The 24,329-nt window shown below is 60.6% G+C and carries 22 protein-coding genes; 14 read left to right on the forward strand and 8 right to left on the reverse strand.

Annotation, left to right across the window (positions count from 1 at the left end; all coding sequences use genetic code 11):
• The first annotated feature begins 51 nt into the window (after positions 1-51).
• The 5 genes from RUH75_RS11550 (at position 52) to RUH75_RS11570 (ending at position 5,243) form a co-directional block, all read left to right on the forward strand.
• On the forward strand, positions 52-1,254 hold the full coding sequence (locus RUH75_RS11550) for an acyl-CoA dehydrogenase family protein (RefSeq protein WP_313805970.1): 1,203 nt from the start codon (positions 52-54) through the stop codon (positions 1,252-1,254).
• Between the two features lie 4 nt (positions 1,255-1,258).
• Positions 1,259-2,359 (forward strand): acyl-CoA dehydrogenase, encoded by a 1,101-nt coding sequence (locus RUH75_RS11555; protein WP_313805972.1) that lies wholly within the window; start codon positions 1,259-1,261, stop codon positions 2,357-2,359.
• Between the two features lie 21 nt (positions 2,360-2,380).
• Positions 2,381-3,532, forward strand: coding sequence for a phosphotransferase (locus RUH75_RS11560; RefSeq protein WP_313805974.1), 1,152 nt, complete (start codon positions 2,381-2,383; stop codon positions 3,530-3,532).
• Positions 3,533-3,637: 105 nt separating this feature from the next.
• Entirely contained in the window at positions 3,638-5,053 is a 1,416-nt protein-coding gene (locus tag RUH75_RS11565; protein ID WP_313805976.1) for an aromatic ring-hydroxylating dioxygenase subunit alpha, read from the forward strand.
• Between the two features lie 58 nt (positions 5,054-5,111).
• Positions 5,112-5,243 (forward strand): SDR family oxidoreductase, encoded by a 132-nt coding sequence (locus RUH75_RS11570; RefSeq protein ID WP_313806023.1) that lies wholly within the window; start codon positions 5,112-5,114, stop codon positions 5,241-5,243.
• 26 nt (positions 5,244-5,269) lie between these two features.
• Here RUH75_RS11570 and RUH75_RS11575 read toward each other — a convergent pair whose 3' ends face one another.
• Complete coding sequence (locus RUH75_RS11575; protein WP_313805978.1) at positions 5,270-5,548, reverse strand: hypothetical protein; 279 nt, start codon at positions 5,546-5,548, stop codon at positions 5,270-5,272.
• A 114-nt stretch (positions 5,549-5,662) separates the two neighbouring features.
• On the reverse strand, positions 5,663-6,316 hold the full coding sequence (locus RUH75_RS11580) for a histidine phosphatase family protein (RefSeq protein ID WP_313805980.1): 654 nt from the start codon (positions 6,314-6,316) through the stop codon (positions 5,663-5,665).
• 291 nt (positions 6,317-6,607) lie between these two features.
• On the opposite strand from RUH75_RS11580, the gene RUH75_RS11585 reads away from it, so the two are divergent.
• The 7 genes from RUH75_RS11585 to RUH75_RS11615 all read left to right on the forward strand — a co-directional run bounded on the left by RUH75_RS11585 (position 6,608) and on the right by RUH75_RS11615 (position 12,699).
• Positions 6,608-8,245 carry a GMC family oxidoreductase gene (locus RUH75_RS11585; RefSeq protein WP_313805982.1) on the forward strand — a complete coding sequence of 546 codons (1,638 nt, stop codon included), beginning with the start codon at positions 6,608-6,610 and terminating at the stop codon, positions 8,243-8,245.
• A gap of 154 nt (positions 8,246-8,399) precedes the next feature.
• Entirely contained in the window at positions 8,400-9,011 is a 612-nt protein-coding gene (locus RUH75_RS11590) for a cytochrome c oxidase subunit 3 (RefSeq protein ID WP_313805984.1), read from the forward strand.
• A 7-nt stretch (positions 9,012-9,018) separates the two neighbouring features.
• Positions 9,019-9,285, forward strand: coding sequence for a cytochrome C oxidase subunit IV family protein (locus RUH75_RS11595; protein ID WP_313805986.1), 267 nt, complete (start codon positions 9,019-9,021; stop codon positions 9,283-9,285).
• Positions 9,286-9,442: 157 nt separating this feature from the next.
• Positions 9,443-10,144 (forward strand): hypothetical protein, encoded by a 702-nt coding sequence (locus RUH75_RS11600; protein ID WP_313805988.1) that lies wholly within the window; start codon positions 9,443-9,445, stop codon positions 10,142-10,144.
• A gap of 73 nt (positions 10,145-10,217) precedes the next feature.
• Positions 10,218-10,892: a TetR/AcrR family transcriptional regulator gene (locus RUH75_RS11605; RefSeq protein WP_313805990.1), complete on the forward strand. Its 675-nt coding sequence runs from the start codon at positions 10,218-10,220 to the stop codon at positions 10,890-10,892.
• Positions 10,893-12,458 (forward strand): NAD(P)/FAD-dependent oxidoreductase, encoded by a 1,566-nt coding sequence (locus tag RUH75_RS11610; RefSeq protein WP_313805992.1) that lies wholly within the window; start codon positions 10,893-10,895, stop codon positions 12,456-12,458.
• Positions 12,459-12,489: 31 nt separating this feature from the next.
• On the forward strand, positions 12,490-12,699 hold the full coding sequence (locus tag RUH75_RS11615) for a hypothetical protein (protein WP_313805994.1): 210 nt from the start codon (positions 12,490-12,492) through the stop codon (positions 12,697-12,699).
• Between the two features lie 14 nt (positions 12,700-12,713).
• Here RUH75_RS11615 and RUH75_RS11620 read toward each other — a convergent pair whose 3' ends face one another.
• Positions 12,714-13,997 (reverse strand): hypothetical protein, encoded by a 1,284-nt coding sequence (locus tag RUH75_RS11620; RefSeq protein WP_313805996.1) that lies wholly within the window; start codon positions 13,995-13,997, stop codon positions 12,714-12,716.
• Positions 13,998-14,156: 159 nt separating this feature from the next.
• Complete coding sequence (locus tag RUH75_RS11625; protein WP_313805998.1) at positions 14,157-16,688, reverse strand: TonB-dependent receptor; 2,532 nt, start codon at positions 16,686-16,688, stop codon at positions 14,157-14,159.
• Positions 16,689-17,109: 421 nt separating this feature from the next.
• Between RUH75_RS11625 and car the strand changes: the two genes are divergently transcribed.
• Positions 17,110-20,661: a carboxylic acid reductase gene (gene car / locus RUH75_RS11630; RefSeq protein WP_313806000.1), complete on the forward strand. Its 3,552-nt coding sequence runs from the start codon at positions 17,110-17,112 to the stop codon at positions 20,659-20,661.
• Between the two features lie 19 nt (positions 20,662-20,680).
• Here the strand turns inward: car and RUH75_RS11635 are convergent, their stop codons facing one another.
• From RUH75_RS11635 to RUH75_RS11650, 4 genes are all read right to left on the reverse strand, one after another.
• Complete coding sequence (locus RUH75_RS11635; protein ID WP_313806002.1) at positions 20,681-21,718, reverse strand: AraC family transcriptional regulator; 1,038 nt, start codon at positions 21,716-21,718, stop codon at positions 20,681-20,683.
• A 107-nt stretch (positions 21,719-21,825) separates the two neighbouring features.
• The gene (locus RUH75_RS11640) at positions 21,826-21,957 is read right to left on the reverse strand and encodes a hypothetical protein (protein WP_313806004.1); all 132 of its coding nucleotides are present in this window, start codon (positions 21,955-21,957) and stop codon (positions 21,826-21,828) included.
• A 60-nt stretch (positions 21,958-22,017) separates the two neighbouring features.
• The gene (locus RUH75_RS11645; protein WP_313806006.1) at positions 22,018-22,803 is read right to left on the reverse strand and encodes an SDR family oxidoreductase; all 786 of its coding nucleotides are present in this window, start codon (positions 22,801-22,803) and stop codon (positions 22,018-22,020) included.
• A 321-nt stretch (positions 22,804-23,124) separates the two neighbouring features.
• Positions 23,125-23,994, reverse strand: coding sequence for an OmpA family protein (locus RUH75_RS11650; protein WP_313806008.1), 870 nt, complete (start codon positions 23,992-23,994; stop codon positions 23,125-23,127).
• Positions 23,995-24,132: 138 nt separating this feature from the next.
• Between RUH75_RS11650 and RUH75_RS11655 the strand changes: the two genes are divergently transcribed.
• On the forward strand, positions 24,133-24,300 hold the full coding sequence (locus RUH75_RS11655) for a hypothetical protein (RefSeq protein ID WP_313806010.1): 168 nt from the start codon (positions 24,133-24,135) through the stop codon (positions 24,298-24,300).
• The last annotated feature ends 29 nt before the right edge of the window (positions 24,301-24,329 follow it).

The following is a 24,329-nucleotide window of genomic DNA, read 5'->3' on the forward strand; positions in this document are numbered from 1 at the left end:
AATAGGGTTATGATATGCTAGCGAACTAGAAAATTAATATCGAGAGATGTGATGAACCCAGCATTCAGCGCAGAGGATGAGGCATTTCGTCGGGAAATCCGGGCTTTCGCGCAAGCCAGCCTGCCCGATGACCTGAAGCGGCGCGGCGGTTACGACTATCACCCTCGCCGCGACGATCAGGCGCGGTGGACGCGCATTCTGGCTGACAAGGGATGGTCGGTGCCGCATTGGCCCGTCGCCTATGGCGGCACCGGCTGGACCGGCCTGCAACGCTATATCTTCGAAGAGGAAATGCGGCTGGCCCATGCGCCAACGATCGATCGAATCGGGACCGAGCTGGTCGCCCCCGTCCTCTACACTTTCGGTTCGGAAGAACAGCGCCAAAGCTGGTTGCCCGGAATCCGCACCGGCGAAACCTACTGGTCGCAGGGCTTCTCGGAACCCGGCGCGGGTTCGGACCTGTCGTCGCTGCGTACCCGAGCCGTCCGCGACGGCGATGACTATATCGTGTCCGGCCAGAAGACCTGGACGACCGAGGGCCATCATGCCGACATGATGTTCCTTTTGGCCCGCACCGATGCGGAGGTGAAACCGCAGGCAGGGCTGTCCGCGATCCTGGTCGACCTCACATCGCCGGGCATTACCCGCCGCCCGATCTGGACGATCGAGGAGGGGCTGACCGTCAACGAATTCTTCTTTGACGAGGTGCGCGTACCGGCCGCCAATCTGGTGGGTCAGGAAGGCGCGGGCTGGTCCTATGCCAAATTCCTGCTCGTCAATGAGCGGACCAACAGCGCGGAGGTGCCGCATACGAAGCGCGACATCGCCCAGTTGCGGGACATCGCCCGGATCGAGCGGAAAAATGGCCGCCCGCTGATCGAAGACCCGCGTTTCCGCGCACGGCTGGCCCGGATCGAGATCGACACCATGGCGCTGGAAACCGCCGTGCTCCGCGCCCTCTCCGCAGGCGGCCACGGCGGCGGCGCGATCGCATCGCTGGTGAAGGTCCGCGGGTCGGAACTGCGCCAGCGTATTGCCGATCTGGCGGCGGATGCTCTCGGTGACCATGGCGTTGTTCTCTGCCTCAATCCAGAGGGCGAAGATCGCCTGTTCGAAGATGGACTGACCTCGCCCGTGCCCGATCATGGCATCGGCATCGCCGCCAAGGCGCTGTTCCGCCGGGCCACCACCATCTATGGCGGCGCGAACGAGATTCAGCGCACCCTGATCGCCAAGACCGTTCTGGAGCTTTGATCCCATGGATTTCGACTATTCCTCCGAACAGGAAGCGCTGCGCGACAGCGTCCGACGCTTTGTCGAGCGCGAATATGACTGGGAGCGGCGCTTTTCCCTCCTTCGCTCGCCCGCGGGCGTCGATCCGGCCCATTGGGCGACCTTCGCGGAACTGGGCTGGCTGGGTGCCGGCCTTTCCGAAGAGGACGGCGGTTTTGGCGGCGGCGCCACTGAAAATGCGCTGATCGCCGAAGAGCTGGGGCGCGGATTGGTCACGGAGCCTTTCATCGCGCATGTCGTCGCCACGCAGATATTGGCGGCGGTGGAAAGCGATGCCGTGGCCGGTCTGGTCATGGGAGAGACGAGGATCGTTCCCGCCTTGCAGGAGGCCAATGGACGCGGCGACTGGAAGGTGATTGAGAGCGAGGCATCGGAATCCGGGACGCTCAGCGGCACCAAGACGCTGGTCGAAGGCGCCGCCTTTGCGGACCGATTCATCCTGTCGGCGCGGTCGCCCAAGGGCGTCGGACTCTATCTGGTGGACGCGCAGGTGCCGGGCGTGACGCTCAAGCCTTATCGCACGGTCGACAACCGGCGTGTTGCCGACATCGATTTCCATGATACGCCAGCCCTCGAACTGGCCGTCGGCGCGGTTGCCGAAGCCGCCATCGACCACGGCATGGACCATGGCATCGTCGCGCTGTGCGGGGAGGCCCTGGGGATCATGGATGCCGCCTTGTGGGCTACCCGCGACTATCTCAAGGTCCGCAAGCAGTTCGGCACCGCCATAGGCAATTTCCAGGCGCTTCAGCATCGCATGGCCGACATGCTGATTGAAACCGAGATGGTCCGGTCCCTGCTCTATCGCGCGCAGGGCGCCATTGCGAGTTCCGATCCAGCCGCCCGCGCCGCTGCCATTTCGGCGGCCAAGGCGGCGGTTTCAACCGCTGGCCCCTATGTCGGCGGGCAGGCGATCCAGCTCCATGGCGGTATCGGAGTGACCGAAGAACTCAACATCAGCCATTATTACCGGCGCCTGTTCGTCATCGCGCGTCAGTTTGGCGATGCCGATCTGCACATGGATCGCTTCGCCGCAGCCGTGGACAGGAACGCGATTCCGGCCTGAGCCGAAAAAGCGGAGGACAAAATGACGAGCCGGATCGAACGCATCAAGCAGCGCTTTTCCGAGGATGCACGCAATGATCCGCCCGCGATCCTGCCCGGCGACATTCCCTGGCGCTATGAGGCGATCACGCCTGAATGGATGACCCACATCCTGTGCCGCGACCATCCCGAAGCGAGGGTTGTCCGGATAAGGCTCGACACTGCGGATTCCGGCACGTCCAACCGCCGCCGCATCTTCCTCGACTATAATGAGGCGGGCCGGACGCTTGGCCTGCCTTCCTCCGTTTTCTGCAAGGCGACGGCCGACCTGCTCAACCGCATCCTCCTCTCGACTTCGGCCCTGATGAGCGAAACCAGCTTCTACAACCAGATCAGGCCCCAACTGGCCATTGAAGCGCCGGAGGCCTATCTGGCGACATATGACCCGGAGTCCTTCGCCTCGATCGTGATGCTGAAGGATCTGGGCGACAGCGCGACCTTCTGCAATCATCGCATGCGGATGACGAAGGAGCAGGTTCAGGACCAGCTCCTGCTGTTGGCGACGCTGCACGGTCACTTCTATCGCTCGCCCCAGCTTGATGGGGAATTGGGGCATCTGTTCCGCTACGACCAGCGCTTCGCGGCTCTCGACCGGGATCATGATTTCCAAGGCATGTGCGAAGCCGGGTTCCGCGCCGCCGCCAATGTCCTTCCCCCCGGGCTGGCGAGGCGGGAAGCGGAGATATGGCCCGCCACGTTGCGGGCGTCCGCGCGCCATGGCGAACTGCCGCTCACGATCATCCATGGCGATGTGCACCTGAAAAACTGGTACATCACGCGCGAAGGCCGCATGGGCCTTGGCGATTGGCAAGTGACGTCAAAAGGCCATTGGTCGCGCGACGTCGTCTACACCATCGCCACATCGCTCACCGTCGAGCAGCGGCGGGCCTGGGAAAAGGATTTGCTGGCCCATTATCTGCGGGCCTTCGCGGCGGCGGGCGGTGAAGCCGTCCCGTTCGACGAGGCCTGGCTCAACTATCGCCAGCAGCTGCTGACCACGCTGGCCTGGTGGACGATGACGCTGACGCCGGCGGGCGATGTCCCCGACATGCAGCCGCGCGACATCACGCTGGAATTCATCCAGCGGATTGCAACGGCCATGGACGATCTCGACACGCTGGACAGCATGCTCTGAACAGCCGTTCAGGCGCTTTTGCATTGTGCCATGCGTCCGGCGCAGTAGTATGCCACCATATCAAAAGAGCGTGGCCGCAGGCCGCGCGTGATTCGGAGAAGAGGAATGGCCACGGCGACCAAGGTGAAAGGCTATGGTTCAGCGGAGCGCCCGCTGGCCACCGACATGTGGAAACGCGAGGCACATCGCCCCGAACATCCCGCATTGTCCGCTCATGGCAATTTCGAGCCTGACAATCATCATGTCGATCATGCACGCTATTTTGATCCGACATGGGCGCAGGATGAATATGACCATATATGGACCATGAACTGGCTGCTCGCCTGCCGCGAGGAGGATATTCCGCAAATCGGCGACCGGTTGCCACTTCATCTGGGATCGCATTCCTATTTCATCATCCGGTCGGGCGAAGATCAATTCAAGGCATTCCACAACAGTTGCCTGCATCGTGGAACCTTGCTCTGTTCAAAGAAAGAATCGGCCGAAACCATCCGCTGCCCCTATCATGCCTGGGAATGGAACGCTGACGGACGGCTCAAGAAGATTCCCAGCCATTGGGATTTCCCGGAGATCACACGGCTCAACGGATCGCTACCGGAAATCCGGCTGGAGCGTTGGGGCGGCTTCCTTTTCATCAACGCGGACCAGGATGCCGCGCCGCTCAAAGAGGCGCTGCATGTCGTGCCCGATCATTTCAGGGAATTCGCGCCCGAACGGCGCTATACGGCGGCGCGCTTCCGCAAGCTCGTCCGCGCGAACTGGAAGGTGACGCAGGAGGCGTTCCAGGAAGCCTATCATCTCTATGCCACGCATCCCGAAGCCGTACCCTTCACCGGAGACGCGCAGGGTCAATATGAAATCTGGCGCGGCGAACATGGCCATGTCGGCCGCAACCTCACCTGCTCGGCCGTGCCCAGCATGCACGCGCCCAGCGAAGATACGGCGCTCAAAGCCGGCATGATGTTCGCGCAAGGCATGTGCGACTGGCATTATCCCGAAGAAAAGCCACCGGTTCTTGACGAAAAGGGCGATATTCGCGCGCAATTGGGCCACTGGCATCGCGAGGTCGCCTCGCGCTTTTACGGCCGGGCCATCGACCTGCCCGACGCCGTGATGCTCGATAGTCCGCTCTATTTCGTCTATCCGCACGCCTGTTTCTGGCTGTCGGAAGCGGTGCCATTCGTCTATCAATTCCTGCCGCACGAAAGCGACCCGGAAATGAGCTATTTCGACGTGCGGCTGCTCTTGCCCTGCCCGGATGATGGCTCGGTCCCCCCAGCCGCGCCCGCCATCGAACTGGACGCCGATCAAAGCGTCTATGCCCATTGCCCGGGCTTCGGCTTCCTTGGCTACATCTTCGATCAGGACATGTCCAACATGCCGCTGATCCAGAAGGGCGCGCATGCCGCCGACCCTGAAAAGCCCTATACCCGGCTCGGCGCCTATCAGGAAATGATCATCCAGCACTGGAACAAGGTGATGGACGAGCAGATCGCCAAAGGCAAAGCAGCCAGGGTCTGAGCCACTGGCCGGGATGGGCATCGCGCCATGTGCTTGATGAAATAGACCTGCCCGAAATATCCTCTCCCCTCTCGGCCGCGTCGCGCAGCCGGAGGAGATGGCCGAAGCCGCCGTCTGGCTCGCTTCCGACAAGTCCAGCTTCGTCAACGCCCATGCGCTGGTCGTGGATGGGGGAAGCCTCGCGGAATAGGACGCCCCCTCCCTCCACTGGACGGTTCAGGGCAGACGTTCGATCTCTTTCCTGGTCAGGCTCGTCTTGACCATCTCGCCATCCAGCGACAGCTTGTCAGCCCCAACCGTGACCGATCGGCTGCCCATGATGATGCGGATGCCGGTCACGTCGTCGCCATTGGTCAGGACGCGATTGACCAGACCGACATCGCGTCCGTCAGCCGAAACGACCTTCGCATTGCGTGGAATATTGAGCGCTTCGGCCCGTACGGCGGTCGCTCCCGCCAGTGCGAAAATCCCCAGTGCGAGCGTCGATATCTTCATCCCATCCCTCCCTGAATCGATGCCGAGTCAGCATCTTGCCAATTTGATATGGTGCCACACCATTTTTCGCGGCGCAGCGCAAGCCTCCCAAAGGCAGAAATGGGTCAAAGCGTTTCAGACGAGATGGGAGACTTCGTTGAAGCTGCGCAAACGCCAGCTGCCGTCCGCCTGGACGATCAGCCGCGAAACGGAGGCATTTTCCACGCCCATGAAGGCGAAAGCACGGCTGCCCGTCGCCTGCCGGCAGATTTCCGCGATCGTCCCGGCATGGCTGAAGATCACGACCGTCTCTCCACTCTGACAGGACTCCAGTGCCCGCTGGATGCCGCGCCGGATGCGTGCCGCGAAATGCTCGGCGCTTTCCGCATTGGGGATGACTTCCCATGTCTCTTCCACGAACATCCGGTCGATGATCGGATGCCGCGCCGCCGCATGCTCATAGAAGCTGTGCTCGAAATCGCCCATATGCACCTCCCGCAGGTCGTCGACCACGACGGGCGTGATCCCGACCGCCCGGACAAGAGGGTCGGCCGTCTGCCGGGTCCGCTGCAAGGGCGTGACGAAAATCGAGGCGATGCCTGCACCGGCCAGGGCGCGACCGACGGCTTCCGCCTGGACATGGCCATCCTCCGCCAACGGCGGATTGGTGATCGTGAGCGCGCCCAGTTCCACCGTCTCCAGCGTAGGCCCGACGCTGGAACCGTGACGCACCAGGATGATCTGTCGCGCGCCCTGCGGCAATGCAAAGCGCTGCTGCGCATTCGCCACCTGTCGATGCGAATGCGCTATGCCATTGTCTTTCAAGGTTCCTCTGCTCCTGTTCCATGCCACTCTAATACTCAAACATATCATATTGCAGCATACTATCGTCAAGGTTAAGCTGCCGTCCGATACGCCGAGTCATCGATTGTGACCGGCGACGGCAGGAGAGACAAAGATGAACGCGGACAGTCGATCCGGAAGTCGCCGCCGAACCGCCGGACGCGATGCCGCTGCTGACCACCGACGATCCCGCAACACGACCCGCCTAACCCAAGAAGATGAAAGGAAAAGGACGCCATGGCGCAAAGCTATGACTATATCATCGTCGGAGCGGGTTCAGCGGGGTGTGTGCTGGCCAACCGGCTCTCGCAAAATCCCGCGCATCGCGTCCTGCTGCTGGAGGCGGGGGGCAAGAACAAAAGCTTCATGGTCGACATGCCCAAGGGGATCGGCAAGCTGGTGACCGACCCCAGGCACGCCTGGTCCTATCCCGTCGGCCCTGACGGGGAGCACACCGAAATGTGGCAGCGCGGGCGCGGCCTTGGCGGATCGTCCGCGATCAACGGCATGATCTATGTGCGCGGCCAGCCGCAGGATTTCGATATCTGGGAACGGGAAGCCGGGTCCGACTGGTCCTGGGCGCAGATGAAGCAGGCCTATCGGTCGATCGTGGACCATGAACTGGGCGACGATGGCGTGCGCGGCGTCGGCGGGCCGGTCCATATCTGCACCAACAAATTCCGTTATCCACTCGCGGAACGCGCGATTGAGGCGGGCATGCAAATGGGCCTGCCGCGCCATTATGAGGATCTCAATCGCGAGGATCAGGAAGGCGTCGGCTATTATTGCTACAATATCAGGAATGGCCGCCGCCAAAGTTCGGCGCTCGCCTTTCTGGAGCCGGTGCTTCATCGGGCCAATCTCGAGATCATTACAGATGTATACGCCGACCGCATCCGGTTCGAGGGCAAGCGCGCCGTCGGCGTCGAATGCCGGAAAGATGGCCGCCCGGTCAGCTTCGCCTGCCATGGCGAGATCATCGTCAGCGCGGGCACGATCGCCTCGCCCAAGATGCTCCAGCTGTCCGGCATCGGTCCCGCCGCGCTGCTGAAACGGCATGGCATCGATGTCATTCACGACAGTCCCGATGTCGGCCGCCGCATATTGGAGCATCTGGGCATGATCGCCAGCTATCGGCTGAAGGGCGGTGAAAAGGGCGTGAACCATCGCCTGCGCGGCCTGGGCCTCGCTGCCAGCGTCGCGCAATATATGCTGCTCAAATCCGGGCCGCTGGCGAATGGCGCGATGGAGGTTGGGGCCTTCATCAAGACCAATCCGGCCGAACCGCGCCCCAATGCGCAACTCTATATCAGTGGCTGGACGCTCGATATCCCCAAGGAACGCGACAAGGACACGGTGGCGCCGATGCAGTCGGTCGAACGGGAACCGGGCCTCAGCTTTACCGCGCAGTTGATCGGCCTGGACAGCGAAGGCGCACTGGAAATCACCTCCGCCGATCCGGACGCGCGCCTATCCATCACGCCCAATTGGCTAGCGAGCGAGCATGACCGCCGCGCCGCGATCGAAGTGGTGCGCTATATCCGCGATTATGTGCGCCAACCCGCTCTTGCCCCCTATGTCGGCGAGGAGATCGCACCCGGCGCAAGCCATGTCAGCGATGAGGAGATATTGGCGATCGTGCGGGAAATCGCTTTGTGCGGGACGCATGCAGTGCGCAGTTGCCGCATGGGCCGCGATGCGGGATCGGTGGTGGACGAACGCGCGCGTGTCCGGGGCGTTCACGGCCTGCGAGTGGTCGATTGCTCGATCATGCCGGGCCTCATTTCCGGCAACACCAACGGCCCGGCCATGGCGACCGGCTGGCGCGCGGCGGATCTGATCGTGGAGGATGCGCGCCTGCGTAACGCAGCCTGAAAACAACGGTGAGTGGAGGGGAAGGATGAGTAGGGTCGATCATTGCGGGCTATATCGCGCTGGTCTGCGTCACCACCACACAGCGGCAGACGCATTTCCCTGCGGCTTATCCTCATGACTCCGCTCGCCATCAACGCCATCAACAGGACTGCAAATGAAGCCGGTTGAAATCCTGAGCGAACCCACCATGGCCCAACCGGCCAGCGCGCCAGCAGGCCAGCGCGTTCCGGGAGAACCCGGCTTATGGGTGATGATCTTCGGCGACCTGTTGGCGTTCGGCCTCTTCTTCGTGACTTTCGGCGTCTATCGCCTGTCGCAAAGCGCGACGTTCGCGGCATCCCAGGCCCGGCTCAATCAGGGTCTGGGGTTGCTGAACACGATGCTGTTGCTCACCAGTTCGCTGGCGATAGCCATCGCCGTCAAGGCCTTGCGGGAACGACGGTTGAACGATGCACGGCAGGCGACCCATATCGGCATGGCGCTGGGTTTCGGTTTCGTCGGCGTCAAGACGATCGAATATGGGGAAAAATTCGCCGCCGGCATCACGCCGATCAGCAACGACTTCTTCATGTTCTATTTCGCCTTCACCGCGATCCACCTGCTCCATGTGCTGGTCGGCCTTGGGGCGCTGACCTTCATCCGCTCCCGCTGCGCAGCCGTGCCGACGGCGAACGGCTATAAGGCAGTCGAAGGCTGCGCCATATTCTGGCATCTGGTCGACATATTATGGGTCATCCTTTTCGCCATCCTCTACCTTCATCCGTGATTGCGCCATGAACCTTCGTCTATCATCGCCCTATACCGTCTGGCTGATCCTGGTCGCGGCGACACTGGCTTCTTACCTGTTCCAGTTGAAAGCGATCGGCCGTCACCCGCAACAGCTGGGCACAGCCGTCCTGCTCATCGCCTTCTTCAAGGTCCGGTTGATCGGCATGCGCTACATGGAACTGCATGACTCCACACTGGCGCTGCGCCTTGCATTCGATGCCTGGGTCGCGATCATGGCCATCACGCTGGTCATCCTGTTCCGGATGGCGTGACCTGCTCGTCTGCGGCACGCCGTTGCGAAGGTCAGCGAAGCCCGCCCCTATTCTTCAAGGTTTGCAAGCGAACCAATATCGTATAATCAACGTTTGATGAATTATAAGCTGCCTTCCCGTTTCAAGGGAAACGGTCGCGGCAGAATGGGAGAGCTTTATGCAGGTTTCGATCAACGCTCAGCGCGCGCTGATATGGTGGGCATTGGCCATGATGGTCGCCTTCATGCTCTGCTTCGTCTTTCTCATCAAAATGGTCCCGCTGCCCGCCGCTACACTCAACGCCGAGCAGGTTGCAGCCATCTATCGCAACAACAGCGTCAGCATCCGTATCGGCAGCATCATATGCAGTTGGGTCGCTGCCTTCATGGTGCCGCTCGCCATGGTCATCACCATGCAGATGCGCCGGATGGAACAGGGCTGGCCCATCTGGTCCGTACTCCAGCTGTGCGGCGGATGCCTGATGTCGATGTTCCTGGTCTTCCCGCCCCTGTTGTGGGGAGTCGCTGCCTTCAGCCCCGGCCGGCCGGCGGAAATCACGCTTGCCATTCATGAACTCGCCAATCTGACACTGGTCACGACCGACCAATATTTCATCTTCCAATATGTCGCGATCGCCGTCATCGCCCTTACCGGCCAGCAAAGCGCGCTTTCGCCCTTTCCGCGATGGTTCGGCTATTACACGATCTGGACCGCCATCATGTTCGAACTGGGAGCCTTCGGCTTCATTCCCCGTACCGGTCCCTTCGCCTGGAACGGGCTGTTCGTATTCTGGATTCCGCTGACGATTTTCGGGGTGTGGATCGTCATCACCAGCACCTTGATACTCGGCGCGCTCAAGCGGCAGGCGCAGATTGCGTGACATCCGGCAGCAGCCTGAAAACATTTGCAAGAGCGTACTTGATATTCAACGATCGTTGATTTAATAAAAGCCCATGGCATCCCCGACATCCAGTCCCCGCCCGCGCGGTCGTCCCAGAAGAAATGCGGCCACCACGGCCAACGGCAGCGGCGCCGAACGCCTGCTAGCGGTGGCGCTGGAGGCTTTCGCAACCCAAGGCTTCGATGGCGCGAGCGTACGGCATATCGCAGCGGAGGCCGATGTCGATCCGGCCCTGATCAAGCATCAGTTCGGGTCGAAGGCCGATCTCTGGCGTGCCGCTGTGAACAGTTTGTCGGATCATCTGCTTGTCGCGCTGGAGCCGGTCAGGGCCCTTGTGGCGGACGGCCCGGCCATGGCAGAACGGGCGGTCATCGAAGCGGTTTCGCACCTTGTCGATGTCACATGCGACAATCCGCGTATCGCCAAATTCGTTCTCAGCGAACTGGTGCGGCAGAATGAGCAGAGCGACTATGTCTTTGCGCGGTTGGTGAAGCCCATCCACGATCTGCTGGCCCCGCTCATCGCGGCGGCCTGCTGCGCGGCTGAGGACGCGCCTGATCCAGACCTGCTGTTCTTCACGTTCAATGGCGCGATCGTGACGGCAGTCGCCGGCCGCCCATTCATCAAACGCATGTCCGATGCGGCGGGATCAGATGCTTATTTCCGGGAGCAACTCAAGCGCACGGTCGTCGCGCAACTGCTGCCCGCCGCTGTGAGAGGAAAATAGATGGCCTATGATTTCGTCGTCGTCGGCGCGGGCAGCAATTCGCTGACCACCGCCTGCTATCTGGCCAAGGCCGGCCTATCGGTTCTGGTTCTGGAGCGCGAGGAACAATGCGGCGGCGGCGTCGTGTCGATCCATACCGATCCGCGCTTTACCCATGATTCCCATGCCATGGGCTATTTGATGCTGCTCGCCAATCCGGCGCTCAAGGATAATGAGCTGGAGCTGGAGACGCGGTTCGGGCTCGAATTCGCCTATGCCCCCGCGCCTTTCGCGTCCCTGTATCCCGATGGCGAAGGCCTGATCAGCTACACCGATGTCGACCGGGCGGTGAAGGAAATCGCCCGCTTTTCGGAACGGGACGCCCGGGCCTACATCCAGTTGGTGGAGGAAGCGAACGAACTGCTGCCCCTGCTGTCGCGCGGTTTCTTCATGCCGCCCATGCCGCATGACGGGTTCATGCGATTGCTGAACGACAGCGCCAAGGGACGCAAGATCCGCGCCGAATTGGAAGGCAATGTCATAGACTTCCTCAATGCCCGCTTCGAATCCCCGCATGTGAAGGTGCACATGGCGAAATGGGCGTCGGAAGTGATGAGCGCGCCCGATTATCCCGGCACGGGCCTGACCATGTACCTCATTCTCGGGCTGGGTCACAAATATCGCATGGCCACCGTCGTCGGCGGCGCGAAAAGCGTGACCAACGCCCTGATCGCCTGCCTGAAGCATCATGGCGGCGAACTGCGCACCGGGGTGACGGTGGAGAAGCTGATCGGCGGCGGCGGCCGGATCGACGGAGTGATGACCGACAGCGGCGAGGAAATCCGGGCCCGCAAGGCGGTGGTCGCCAATCTGCATCCCTGGGACATGGGCAGGATGGTGCCCGGCATTGACCAGGGGATCGCCCAGCGTGCAGCTGCCGTCAAGCTGTCCGAATATGGCGCGATCAACCAGCAGATCGCCCTTTCCGAACGCATCCAGTGGATCGGTGGAGAGGCCTATGACGAAGCCATATTGGTCGAGTGCATGGAACCCGACTGGGACAATTTCATGAAGCCGTTCGAGGCGTATCGCCGCAACGAATTTCCCTATGACGTGTTGCAGCCGCTCGGCGGTCCGCAAAGCAATTTCGACCCCAGCCGCGCCCCGGACGGCATGACCGCCCTCTACCTCTATTGCTTCGCGCCTTACGAAACCAGGGACGGATGGGCGATCGACAAACAGCGCGCGGGCGACGCCCTGTTCGACTGGTTCTGCAAGTTCACGCGCAATATCGACCGGTCGAAGATTCTTGGCCGCCTGATCGAATGCCCGGAGGATCACAACCGGCACAGCCGCATCATGCGGCGCGGCGACATCATGGGCATCGCCATGACGGCGGACCAATTGATGGGCGCCCGGCCGACACCGGAACTGTCGCAATATCAGATACCCGGCATTGATGGCCTGTTCCTGACCGGCTGCACGACCCATCCGGGCGGCCTTGCGACACTGGGCGGGCGCGCATCCGCCATGAAGATCTATCAGAAGCTCGGCATCGATCTGAACACGGGCTTCATCACCTATTGAAAGCCCGACAGCCGGGCAGGGAGTATCCACGATGGAATTGCTGACCAAGGACAATGACAGCCTGATGACGGTCGAGAAAATGTCGCCGGATGGCAATAATTTACTGATCGAAGGCCAGATCATGGGCACGCTGCCGGTGCGCGCGGTGTTGACGCCGGATCAGGCCCGCGCCGCGCTCAAGCTGCTTAATGTGAGGACGGTGTTGTTCCTGCTGACCATATTGTTCCGGCGTGGCCGCTGAGCTGGAGGGGCGGTTCAGTCAGCCAAGCTGCCGACCGCCTCTCCAATTTTCTTCCGACGCCATTCCGACAAGAAGACGTTCAGCAGCTGCAACTGCGCGCGCGGAAGGAAAAGGGCGCGCAGGCGCGGGTCGGTTCGGTCGCTTAGCCTGCCATAATCGGGCAGTTCCGCCTCCAGCAACGCAGGCGCATCAAGCATCCACGCCGTCCCCAGAACAGCGATCGCCAGCTTCACATCCTGATCGAACGCCGCCGCGTCCAGTTGCGGACCGCCCAGACGGGCATATTCGGATAGCAGCAACGCCTGCAAATCCGCATCGTGCCGGGCGAGGAAATCCGCTTCGCCCGCGCAGGTCATGCCATAATAGGATTGCGCGATATTCGCCTGCGCGACACCGCCCCAATCGAGCTGCCCCGATTGCATCACGCCATTTTCGTCGCGCCAGAACCAGCCATTATCGGGGTTCATATTCCAATGGACCAGCGCGATCGCATCCCGGCGGCCATAAAGATGGCGCCAGATCGCCCGCTCCTTGGCCAGCACCTCCCTGGCTCCTCGCGAAAAATCATCCAGGAAGTCGGGGTCGGCCAAGCCGTCGGGCAGCAATTGAGGGGCACGGGCGGCAAATTCCTTCAGCCTGGCGAGCTTTGACGCTAGCTCCTCCGCATCATAGGGGATGACCTTCAGCAGCGATTCCTCAAAGGGATTGAAGGGAAATTCCCGATCGATCTCGTCCCCGAAATGGCCGGCGCGATGGTATGCCGCCAGAGCGGCAATCGCGCGGGTCTGCGCTTCATAATAGGGAAGCGGATCGGCGAGTTCATAATCGACGCATTTTTCGAGCGCCGGCTCTATCCCTTCGGAACCGTAAGGAATGCGCTCGGTAATCAGCAGGCCGGTCTTGAATTCAGCATTATAGTCCCCGAACATGCAACGCGGTACGCGCAGGGGAAAGCCCGGACGGCGCGACAACAGGGCGAAGCGCACTTCCGGGTCCATGACCGGTGAAAACAGCTCCCGCAAGGGGTCGCCAAATTCCCGCGTGAACTTCGCGAAAAGGCGGGTCGGCACATCTTCCTTCCGGGCATAGGCCACATCGAACGCGATTTTTCGTCCCATGCCCCCGCCAAAAAACTCCTTCCAATGAACGATCTCGACAACCGCATTTTCGGAAGAGATGGCTCCCATTTGCCGAAAAAGAGCCGTCAGCATCGCAACGCCCCCCTCCTCCAGCATCGCATAGCTGACCGGGAATGCTATCCCTGTATGATCTCCGGTCACTTGGACAGGATGCTTCATCCGCTTCTCTCCCTCGTGCGTCCCATGCATTTGGTTCGTCAGCATACCATTACAGGGTATGCGCCAACGATCAAGCCGCGACCTTCCAGCGCGGATGACGCGGTTAACCGGCCGTGCCGCCCAGGCACGACCGGGCCGGGGAGAACGGACTATAGCCTGCTATCTCCCGCCGAATTTATAGCTCAATCGGACCATCAATTCCCGGCCTCGTCCCACCGACGCCGCTGTGTCGCCCAGAACACCGTTCAACGATGCGCCGGGAGTACTGCCGGTAAAGGGCGTGTCGCTGCTGCGCACGAAATAATATTCATTGGTCAGGTTGCGGCCGATCAGGGCCACTTCCCATCCTGTTTCTTCCTGCCCGAAGCGAAGCGAGGCATCGACCAGTTCATAGCCCTTCTGCCGGCCACCGGGGGTATTGGTGGTATCAGTGAAATAAGCGTCGCTGTGGCTGATATTGCCCGACAGACCCAGATGATAGCCGTTTCCGATCGACCGTTCATAAGAGAATCCGGCATTACCGGTCCAACGCGGCGCGCGCACCAGAGGCTGACCGCCCAGATCCTGAAGCAATGCGACCTTGCCCGTCACCCGGCTGAGCTGGTTGAAGCAGGTCGCGGAGGATTGACCGCGATAGCAACTCGCCTGATAGTCGACATAATATCCGTCATTATAATTGACCGCACCATTGATCGTCAGTCCCTCGACCGGCGGGTGATAACTGACGTCAAAATCCACGCCCCGCGTCCGGACACTGCCCGCGTTGCGCAATTCCTGCTGCACCCCCTGCGTCGTGACGCCGACCTGAAGACCATTCGTCTTGTAATTATAGGCCGCGATATTGACGCGCAGCCTGTTGTGGAGGAGCGATGCCTTGATACCACCCTCGAAACCGCTGGTGATCTGTTGATCGTAATTGACCTGTTGGGTTCCGGCGATCACGCCTGCCGTCGGCGCGAGAGCACTGAAACCTCCCGACAGAAATCCTTCCTTATGTGAAATGTAGAAATTGAGATTTTGATCCGGTCGGTAGGACAGGGTGACTTCCGGCGACAGATTGTTGAAGCTGATGTCGCGGATCAAGCCCGACGCCGTGATCGGAACAAGAGTTCTGGGAGCAGCCGCCGTAGCCGTTGACAATCCTGGCAGCGATTTATTTTCAAATGATGCGCGCGCACCACCTGACAGTTGCAATTGAGATGTAAAATCGACCGTCACCTGGCCGAATACGGAATAGGCGTTACCTTCCTGTTCATAGACATATTTGTTCACGAAGACAGGAGAGATGGAATATCTGGCCGTTGTCGATCCATTGCGGCCCATCGTATCCTGATAAAGACCGCCGATCATGAAATTGACGGGTCCATCGAACTCGCTGGCTAATCTGAGTTCGGTCGATATTTCCCGCAGCGAAAGATGATTGTGGCTGATCAGCATCTGGGCTGGAAGCGTCGGTGAGTCATAATAATTCTGCGTGAAGTTGCCGACATTGCTCAGGTCCATTTTATAGAACCCGGTCACCGATGTAATGGTCAGCGTCGAACTGGGCCGGTAGGTCAACTCGGCCGAACCGAGCCATTGCGATTGCCGGAGGTATCCCCTTCCGTCGGCAGGGTATTCGCCGGGATCGAACGAAGCGAGGTTCGGACTGAAATCGCCATGTCCGACCAGATTGTCGGCACGGCAATCGTCACGTGGCAGCGCGGTGGACAAGGGCGGCGAACCCTGCGGAAATCCCAGCGGACAGGCCACGAACTGGGTATTGGACGAAGAGGACGATCCGGATATCCGCGCATAGGCCAGCTTCATGCGCGCGGTAAACGGCCCACCTTCATCAAATTTCAGTGTGCCACGCAGCGCCCAGTCCTGTTTATTGGGCGCGCGACCGCGGCGGGGCGGAAAAACCCCCGTCGTCGCCGTGTTCACGAAATCAGTCGGAACGTACGACTTTGCCCATCCCTGCATATCGGAATAAATGCCGGCAAGGCGAAAACCCAGACCGTCGCTGATCGGGCCTGAAATATAACCTTCCGTTCGCCATTCCCGTGCATTGAATTCATAAGCCTGCGAAACCTTCGCTTCCAGATCGTCCGTGGGATCGGCTGTCCGGACGGATATGATGCCGCCAGGACTGTTCTTCCCAAAATAGAGGGCCTGTGGTCCCTTGAGAACTTCGATCTGCTCAATGTCCATGTCGGACATGCGTCGCACGCTCGCCCGCCCCACGCTCACCCCATCGATATTGAACGAAACGGCCTGATCGTTCAGCGGGTTGTTGTCGGCGCCCGATATGCCACGGATCGCAATGATGCCGCCCTGCACGGTTCCCCCACCTTCGCCAGTGATCATCGAGGGAACCAGTCGGGCAACCGCGTCCACGGAATTGATCGCACGGTTCTGAAGGTCCTGACCGCCAATCGCGGAAATGGTCACTGGCACCTGAAGAGAGGTTTCACTTCTCTTTCTTGCCGTGACAATGATGTCCTGAAATATATTTTGTGATTCTGGATTCTGATTGGATGTCTTGGCAATTGCCGGAGATATAATGATATTCGCCAGTGCCGATGTAGCCATCAACCCAAAGCACGTCGCGCGTCCAATCCGCATTCTTCCTCTCCCCACGTACGCACCACCTTTGGTGGTTTCATGATCTCCATTCATCGGCAGTGGTAACGAGAACTGAAATGGCACTCGAACAAAGCTCAAAAGACTGCAATCAGCGCAATCCGATTGGGAAACCCATCATCACTTTCAGCTTGGTTCCAGAAACGCATTCACTTCGACATGCGCGCCCCCACTATCAAATCGGCCTTGAATCGTCGTTCGATATGCGAACAAGGTGGGCCGAGCGTAAGAAATAGGAAGCTGGCGCACTATTACTTATCCTCCACAAATTCATACCTTTCGTCCTTTGATCGGAATTTTCCAAAATCCCGCCCTCCCCTCCCGGGTGCTTCTTTTCATCTGCTCACGAGGGTGCGGGAGTTCCAGCATGATATTGAGGAGGCATGGCATGATTTCGCGCTCTAGCGGCTCTTGGCGAGCGCAGATCACGGTGGATATGTTTCTGACGCAGGGCAAAAATGCCTCATCAGCAAAAAAGGACAGGATGATGGCGACTGAATTCGACCAACAATATCTCTTCGACCGGGCCGGGGCGCGCATGCAGGCACTGATCGCCGCTGATCCCGAAATTGGCGCGCGCTTGCCTGACCGGGCCGTGACCGACGCCATCGACATGCCTGGCATCAGCTATCGCGACATCATCCGCACCGTTCTGGCGGGCTATGCGGATCGCCCCGCGCTCGGCACCCGGCATCATGAGATCGTGACGGATGCGAACGGCCGAACAGTCCGCCAATATGAAGCACGGTTCGACACCATCAGCTATGACGAACTGCGCAGCCGGGTCGAAGCGCTCGCGAATTTCTGGAGGCATCATCCCGATCATCGTGCCGCACCGGGCGACAATATCGCGTTCATCGCCTTCACCGGCGCGGAGATGGCGACACTGGACCTGGCATGCAATTACGCGCTGACGGTTTCGGTGCCGCTGCAAGCCAATCTTCCCGCACCCGAGATGGAAGGGATATTGGCCGACACGGCGCCGGTCACGATCGCCGCCACGATCGACAATCTGGAGCTTGCCGTCGGCCATGCGCTTCGCACCGACAGCGTCCGCAGCCTGATCGTCCTCGATCTCGACGAACGGATCGATGAGGAGCGCGAAGCGATAGCGGCAGCACGCGACCGGCTCGGCGGAGCTGACAGCAGAATCGCGCTCATTTCTCTTGCCGACGCCGTCCAATATGGCGAGGGCTTCACCTATCAACCCCTGGCCGAACCAGCGGCGGGATCGGATCATGTCTCCATGATCATGTATACCTCCGGCAGCACGGGAACGCCCAAGGGCGCCATCATCCACGACGCGATCAGCGCGCAATTCTGGTCCGAGGCGATCAGCACCTATCTGCCGACCATTGCTGTCGCCTATGCTCCGATGAACCATTTCATGGGCCGGAACATGGTGCATGGCGCCCTAGCGCAGGGTGGGACTGCCTATTTCACGCTGAAGAGCGACATGTCGACATTGTTCGAGGACTTCCGCGTCGTTCGCCCGACATCGATCCTCTTCATCCCGCGGGTCTGCGAGATCATCTATCAACATTATCAATCGGAATATCAACGACGCATCATGGCAGGCGAACAATCCGAAACGGCCGATGCCGCCGTGCGGGAGGATATGCGGGCCAACTATCTGGGCAACCGGCTATGCGGCGGCGGCGTCGGCAGTTCGCCGACCGCGCCGGAGGTGCGCCGCTTCATAGCCGAATGCTGGGACATGCCGCTGATCGAGGGCTATGGCTGCACGGAGGCGGGCGCGGCTGCCATGACCTTTGGCAACCGGCTGACTCCACATATGATCACCGAGTTCAAGCTGCTCGACGTCCCCGAACTGGGCTATTACACGACGGACAAGCCTTTCCCTCGTGGCGAACTGCTGGTCAAGACAACCAAGATGTTCCAGGGCTATTTCAAACGGCCCGAGGCGACCGCATCCGTGTTCACGGAGGACGGCTTCCTGAAAACCGGCGACATCATGGAACAGCGCGGGCCGGATCATCTGGTCTGGGTGGACCGGCGCGGCAATGTCATCAAACTTAGCCAGGCCGAGTTCGTCGCTGTCGGCCCGCTCGAAACCGCCTATCTGGGCAATAGCGCGCTCATCGATCAGGTCTTCGTCTATGGCAGCTCCTACCGCTCCTATCTGCTCGCGGTGGTGGTGCCCGACCAGCGTGTCGCCGAAGCTCAGCTCGGCCGGCCCGCGACCGAGGCGGAACTGCGCGCCCTCATCCTGCATGAATTCAAGGAAGTCGCGCGCAAGGCACAGCTCAAGAATTTCGAGATTCCGCGCGACGTGATCGTCGAAACCGAGCCCTTCACCCTGGAAAACGGCCTGCTCTCCAGCGCCCGCAAACCGTTGCGCCCCAATATCAAACGCCGCTACATGGACCAGTTGGAAGCCATGTATGAGGAAATGGACAAGCAGCAGCAGGCGGAACTCGCCCGGCTGCGGGAGAGCGCGACCGGATCGCTGCCGGAACGCATCGCGGGCGCGTTCAAGGCCAATCTCGGCCTGCCGAAAGTCGATCCCGCCGATCCGCGCAGCTATGGCGATCTGGGCGGCGACTCGCTTGGCGCCATCGGACTCTCGCTGCTGTTCGAGGAGATGTTCAATATTCCGGTGGCGGTCAGTGCAATTCTGCATCCGGCCGCCAGCATACTCTGGCTGGCGGATCATATAGAGCGCCTGCAATCCGGCCAGGCCGTGCAATTTGCCGACGTCCATCCGGATGACGGCGTCCTGCACGCCTCCGACCTGAAGCTATACAAATTCCTGAGTGAGGATGTGCTGACGGCAGCGTCCCACGCGAAACCACCCGTGGAACTGGCCCGCAACATCCTGCTGACGGGCGCCAATGGCTTTCTGGGGCGCTTCCTGTGCATCGAATGGCTGGAACATGCTGCCCGCACGGGCGGCAGGCTTACCTGCCTTGCGCGTGGCAAGGACAGCAAGGCTGCCTATGAGCGGCTGGAGGCCGTTTTCGACACGGGCGACGCTGCCCTTCTCGAACGGTTCCGACGGCTCGCCGCGGCGCATATGGAGGTGATCTGCGGCGATCTGGCCCTGCCTCAGTTGGGGCTGGGCAAGGCGCAGTTCGACCGGCTGGCCGAGCAGATCGACCATATCGTCCATCCAGCCGCGTTGGTGAACCACAGGCTCTCCTATCAGAATCTGTTCGAACCCAATGTCGCCGGCACGGCCGAGTTGATCCGCCTCGCCCTCACGGACCGGTTGAAGCGCTTCGACTATGTGTCGACGGTGGCGGTCCCCTATATGTTGCCCGAACTGACATCCGCGCCGGAAACCACCGATGTCCGCACCGTTTCGGACAATGTGCCACTGACGGACATCTATGCCTCCGGCTATGGCTCCAGCAAATGGGCCGGCGAGGTATTGCTGCGGGAGGCGCACGCCTTGTTCGGGCTGCCGGTCAATGTCTTCCGCCCGAACATGATCATGCCGCATAGCCGCCATGTCGGGCAGTATAACGACACCGACATGATGACGCGCCTGCTCTACAGCATCGTGCAGACCGGACTTGCGCCGCAATCCTTCTACACGCTCACGCCAGAAGGCCAGGCGTCCCGCGCCCATTATGACGGGCTTCCGGTCGATTTCCTGGCGGCAGTCATGGTTCAGATCGGCGCGCAGCCCTATGATGGCTTCAGCAGCTTCAACATGGTCAACAGCCATGATGACGGGGTGTCGCTTGACTCCTTCGCGGACTGGATCGAGACGAAGGGGTATAGGGTTGCCCGCATCACCCCTCATGCCGAATGGATGCGGCGGTTCGGGGACAAACTCCGCAACCTGCCCGATGAGGAGCGGGCACACAGCTCCATCAACATATTGGGGCATTTCGCGGAACCCCATTCGCCGGCCGCCAGCCCCCTTTCTGACGCCGACTTCATTGCCCGTGTCCGCGCGCTGGCCGCAGGGCCGGATATTCCCCAGTTGAGCGAGGTTTATATCCATAAATATCTGGACGACCTGCATGCCCGCGGCCTGATCGCAGAGCCTTCGATGGTGCCGGCCTGATCCGGCGGAATGGAGGCGGCTATTCCGCCGCCTCCATTCCACTCCCTTCGTCGGAAAAGCTACGGGGGGCAACGCCCCAATGTCTTTTGAAGGCGCGGGCAAAGCTGCTTTCGATCGGATAGCCCACACGTTGGGCGATCTCATACATGCTGAGGGAATCGGTGCGCAACAATGTCGCCGCACGCTCCATGCGCATTCTGGTCAGAAAGGCGATCGGGGACTCGCCGATCACGTCATGAAAGGCCGCGGCGAAGGCGGAGCGCGACAAGCCGACGTGGCGCGCCAGATCGGTCACGGTCCATGGCCGGTCGGGATGGGCGCGTATTTCCCGTACCACGGTGGCCACACGCCGCATATTGGGGCAGCGGACATCATGAATGCCCTCGCCCCACAGGCGCGACGACCATTGTTTCAGCGCATAGCAAAGCTGGAGATTGGCAAAGCCACTCACCAGAGCCAGGGAACCCGGCCCGTCCAGATCCTCCGCAAGCTGCGCGCCCGAATAGGGAAAGGATTTGAACGAAGGCCCGGCATCATCCGATGTCGGCACGCGCAGCACGAGCAGATCGGGCGCAGCACGATTGACATGGGCGTTCTTTCGAACATAGGTCAATTCAAGCACCGATTGCAGAACCACTGCCCGGGCAGGCCCCTGTCCGATATGCCGGTGCTCGATCAGTTCAGGCATATGCGTCTGAACATGGGGAGGAACGCCATTTTCCGCTTTCCGCCCCCGGCCCAGCCGATGGCGGTCACCATAGAAGAGGAGCGCATTCTCGCCGGGCAACAGATCGACCGGCGCTTCGCCGGACATATCCAGGCGGATCGCCCCTTCCAAAATGCTGTAGAGGACCGGCAGCTGGACCGCCGGCATCTGAACGGCCGTGTCGTGACCGATATGCAGGATTTGCGCGTGCGCCCGTTCCACGCGCAAATCCTGAAGCAGCACTTCGGAGAGCGAAACGGGTCCGCAAGGGTGAGCCGCCGTCCTCGTCGCGATGGCGAGCTGGTCCGAAATCTGACGATCGGAATAAATGCCTTCGTCGAACCGAGCCATTCGGCTTTTTCCTCTCCCAAATCCTGGCCGCTGACACGCAGAAGCATCTGTATCGCCCCCTGCGTGTCTATCCTTACCCCTTGTCCCTTGGGTCAGCAAAGACTGCTTCAATAGGATTTCGGCAAAGCCAGCACCTTTTCAGCGATGAAGTTCAGGATCATCTGCTCGGTGATTGGCGTGAAGCGCGGCAGGATCAACTCGCGGAACAGGCGTTCAACCTGAGGTCGATCTCCATTCATTCCTCCTCGCGGGAAGGAGGGGCAACCCGCAGACGCCCCCTCTCACCTCACGCCCGTCGCTCAACTGGCCTTGGTACTGACCGGAGGCCGAATGAGGATTTCCTGGAAATTGATGTCGATCGGCTGCTCCAGCACATAGCGCACGATATTGGCGATATGCTGCGGATCGGAGACGAGCCGCTGCGCGCCGCTACCGCCAAAGGCCAGCCCCCGGCTCTCGAAAGAAGATGCGACATGCGCCAGTTCCTCTGCGCGAAATCCCCGCGCAAGCTGGGTTTCGAAACCGCCGGGTATGATGGTGCAGACGCGAATATCGTCCTGCTCCAGTTCCTCGCGCAGCGACACGCCGATCGCCTCCACCGCCTGTTTCGAAATGCCATAGACGCCCGGCACTTCGAAACGTGCCTGTACCGACCCGACATTGATGAGATGACCTGGCTTGCCATGGGCGCGCATGGCGTCGACCGCCGCCTTGCACCCTTCGAGCATCGCCATGACGTTGATATCCAGCATGGCCTGCCAACGGTCGACCGAGCCGCTCAAGATCGGCTCCGGATACATGACGCCCGCATTGTTGATCAGCGCGAACAGATGCGGATGCTGGATGGCGACCTTTTCCACCAGCGCGGCGAGCGGTCCCCGCTCCCGAAGGTCCATGGGCGCCGCCTGCGCTTCAGGCCCGCCCGCTTCACGGATCAGACCGGCTGTCGCCGCCAACTCTGCCTGATTCCGGCCAACCAGCCAGAGATGAGCGCCGGCCCGGCCCAATTCCACCGAAACGGAACGCCCGATGCCGCTCGATGCGCCGGTGACGATCACGGCCTTGCCCCTCAGCGAATCCGTCATGACATCCTCTCCCTCATCTGCGATGCATGACGGAATTTAGTGCATATTTATATGATATGCCATAATACTATATGGGCCGCAGGAGCCTTTGCGCTATTTTGTGGCGTTTCGGTTGGGACTCAGCCTGATCACTCTTAGGATCACGACAATGGAGCGAGCGGGACGTGGCGATGGCCAAGGGGAAAGGGAGAGGAAGGTGCCCGGCCGGGTTGCGTCACCCAAGCTCATGCTTGCGACAATGGTGCCAGGTTTGAATTGTGGTCGCGACCGAACTGGCGCTTCCGAACCGAAATGGGGTGGGCAAAGCCCACCCCACGCTTCTCACAGACCGTCAAGGCCCTTGCTAACCAGGATATTCACCGCAACGCGGCGGTTCTGCGCCTTGCCTTCAACCGTGTCATTGCTCGCCAGAGGGTCCGCTTCAGACATCCCGGTGGGGGTCAGCATGCGATAGGGTTTCCAGCCGCAGGCCTGTTGCAGGTAATTGACGACGCGACCCGCCCGCTTTTCGCTAAGCTCCTGGTTGAATTCGTCGCCTCCCGTAGAATCGGTGTATCCGACAACAAGCAGCAGGGCGTTGCTCATCCCCTCGGCAGCGGTTGCCGCGGCGCAGAGATCGTTTTTCGCCTGCGCGGACAATACCGCCTTGCCAGTGTCGAAATTCACGTTCGTCGTGCTTTTGACATTATACTGGTCGATCTCACCCATGCGACCACGCAGCGCGGCCGTCGCGGCAGTTTGCTCCTCAAAGCCCTGAGCCGTGCCGTTATGGATCATCGACGCGGTCTTGAGATCCTTGTTCTGAAGAGTGATCTGGCTCGCCACCAGGCCGTCGCCCGATTGCAATGTCTTCACGGTAACCGGCAGGCCGTTAAGAAGCGAGGCTGCGGCGAGCTTGCTGCGGTTGAGGCCGAAAAGGCCCTTGCTGGCTCTGATTCGGGTGGCGTCGTTGATGACGATCACGGATTTGGCGCCATCGGCGGCCGTGACCTGCATCTTGTCACCGCTGCGCGCGGAAATGATGCCCTTGATCTCCGGCCCCTGGGTCGTCTCGGCCGGGGGCATATATGCGGTCGCCGAAACGTCGGCCGCGGGCGGGTCCTGCGTCTGCGCAGCGAAGCTGCCCGAGGATGCCCCGGAAAGCAGGGCAAGCATCAAGAGATATTTTGGGCCTTTGGAAATGACATTCATCACGCTACTCCTTCAAATTCGTCCAGTCGGGCCTGCGTGATCGCAGCTTTTCGTCCGACTGCCGCCCGCGTGATGGCGTATTCAGCTGTCAGAACCCCCTCCGTTTAACTTCGTAAAATATGCCGCATGGCGCTACCGATGAGCGCCATGGATGCCTGCCTGTTCGGATTAACCTTTCCCGCACATGAACAGGCCGGTCAGTCCGATGCTTGCGAAGGCAATCGGAGCGCCTCGTGCGACGAATCGATGCAGACCGCGCCACGCAAGCGAAGGTTCATCTTTGATAAGTTGCCGAATAGGTTTTGAAGGCATTGTCTCAATTGATGGCCGTTTGT

Source organism: Sphingobium sp., from assembly GCF_032153725.1.
In the GTDB taxonomy this organism is placed as follows: Bacteria; Pseudomonadota; Alphaproteobacteria; order Sphingomonadales; family Sphingomonadaceae; genus Sphingobium.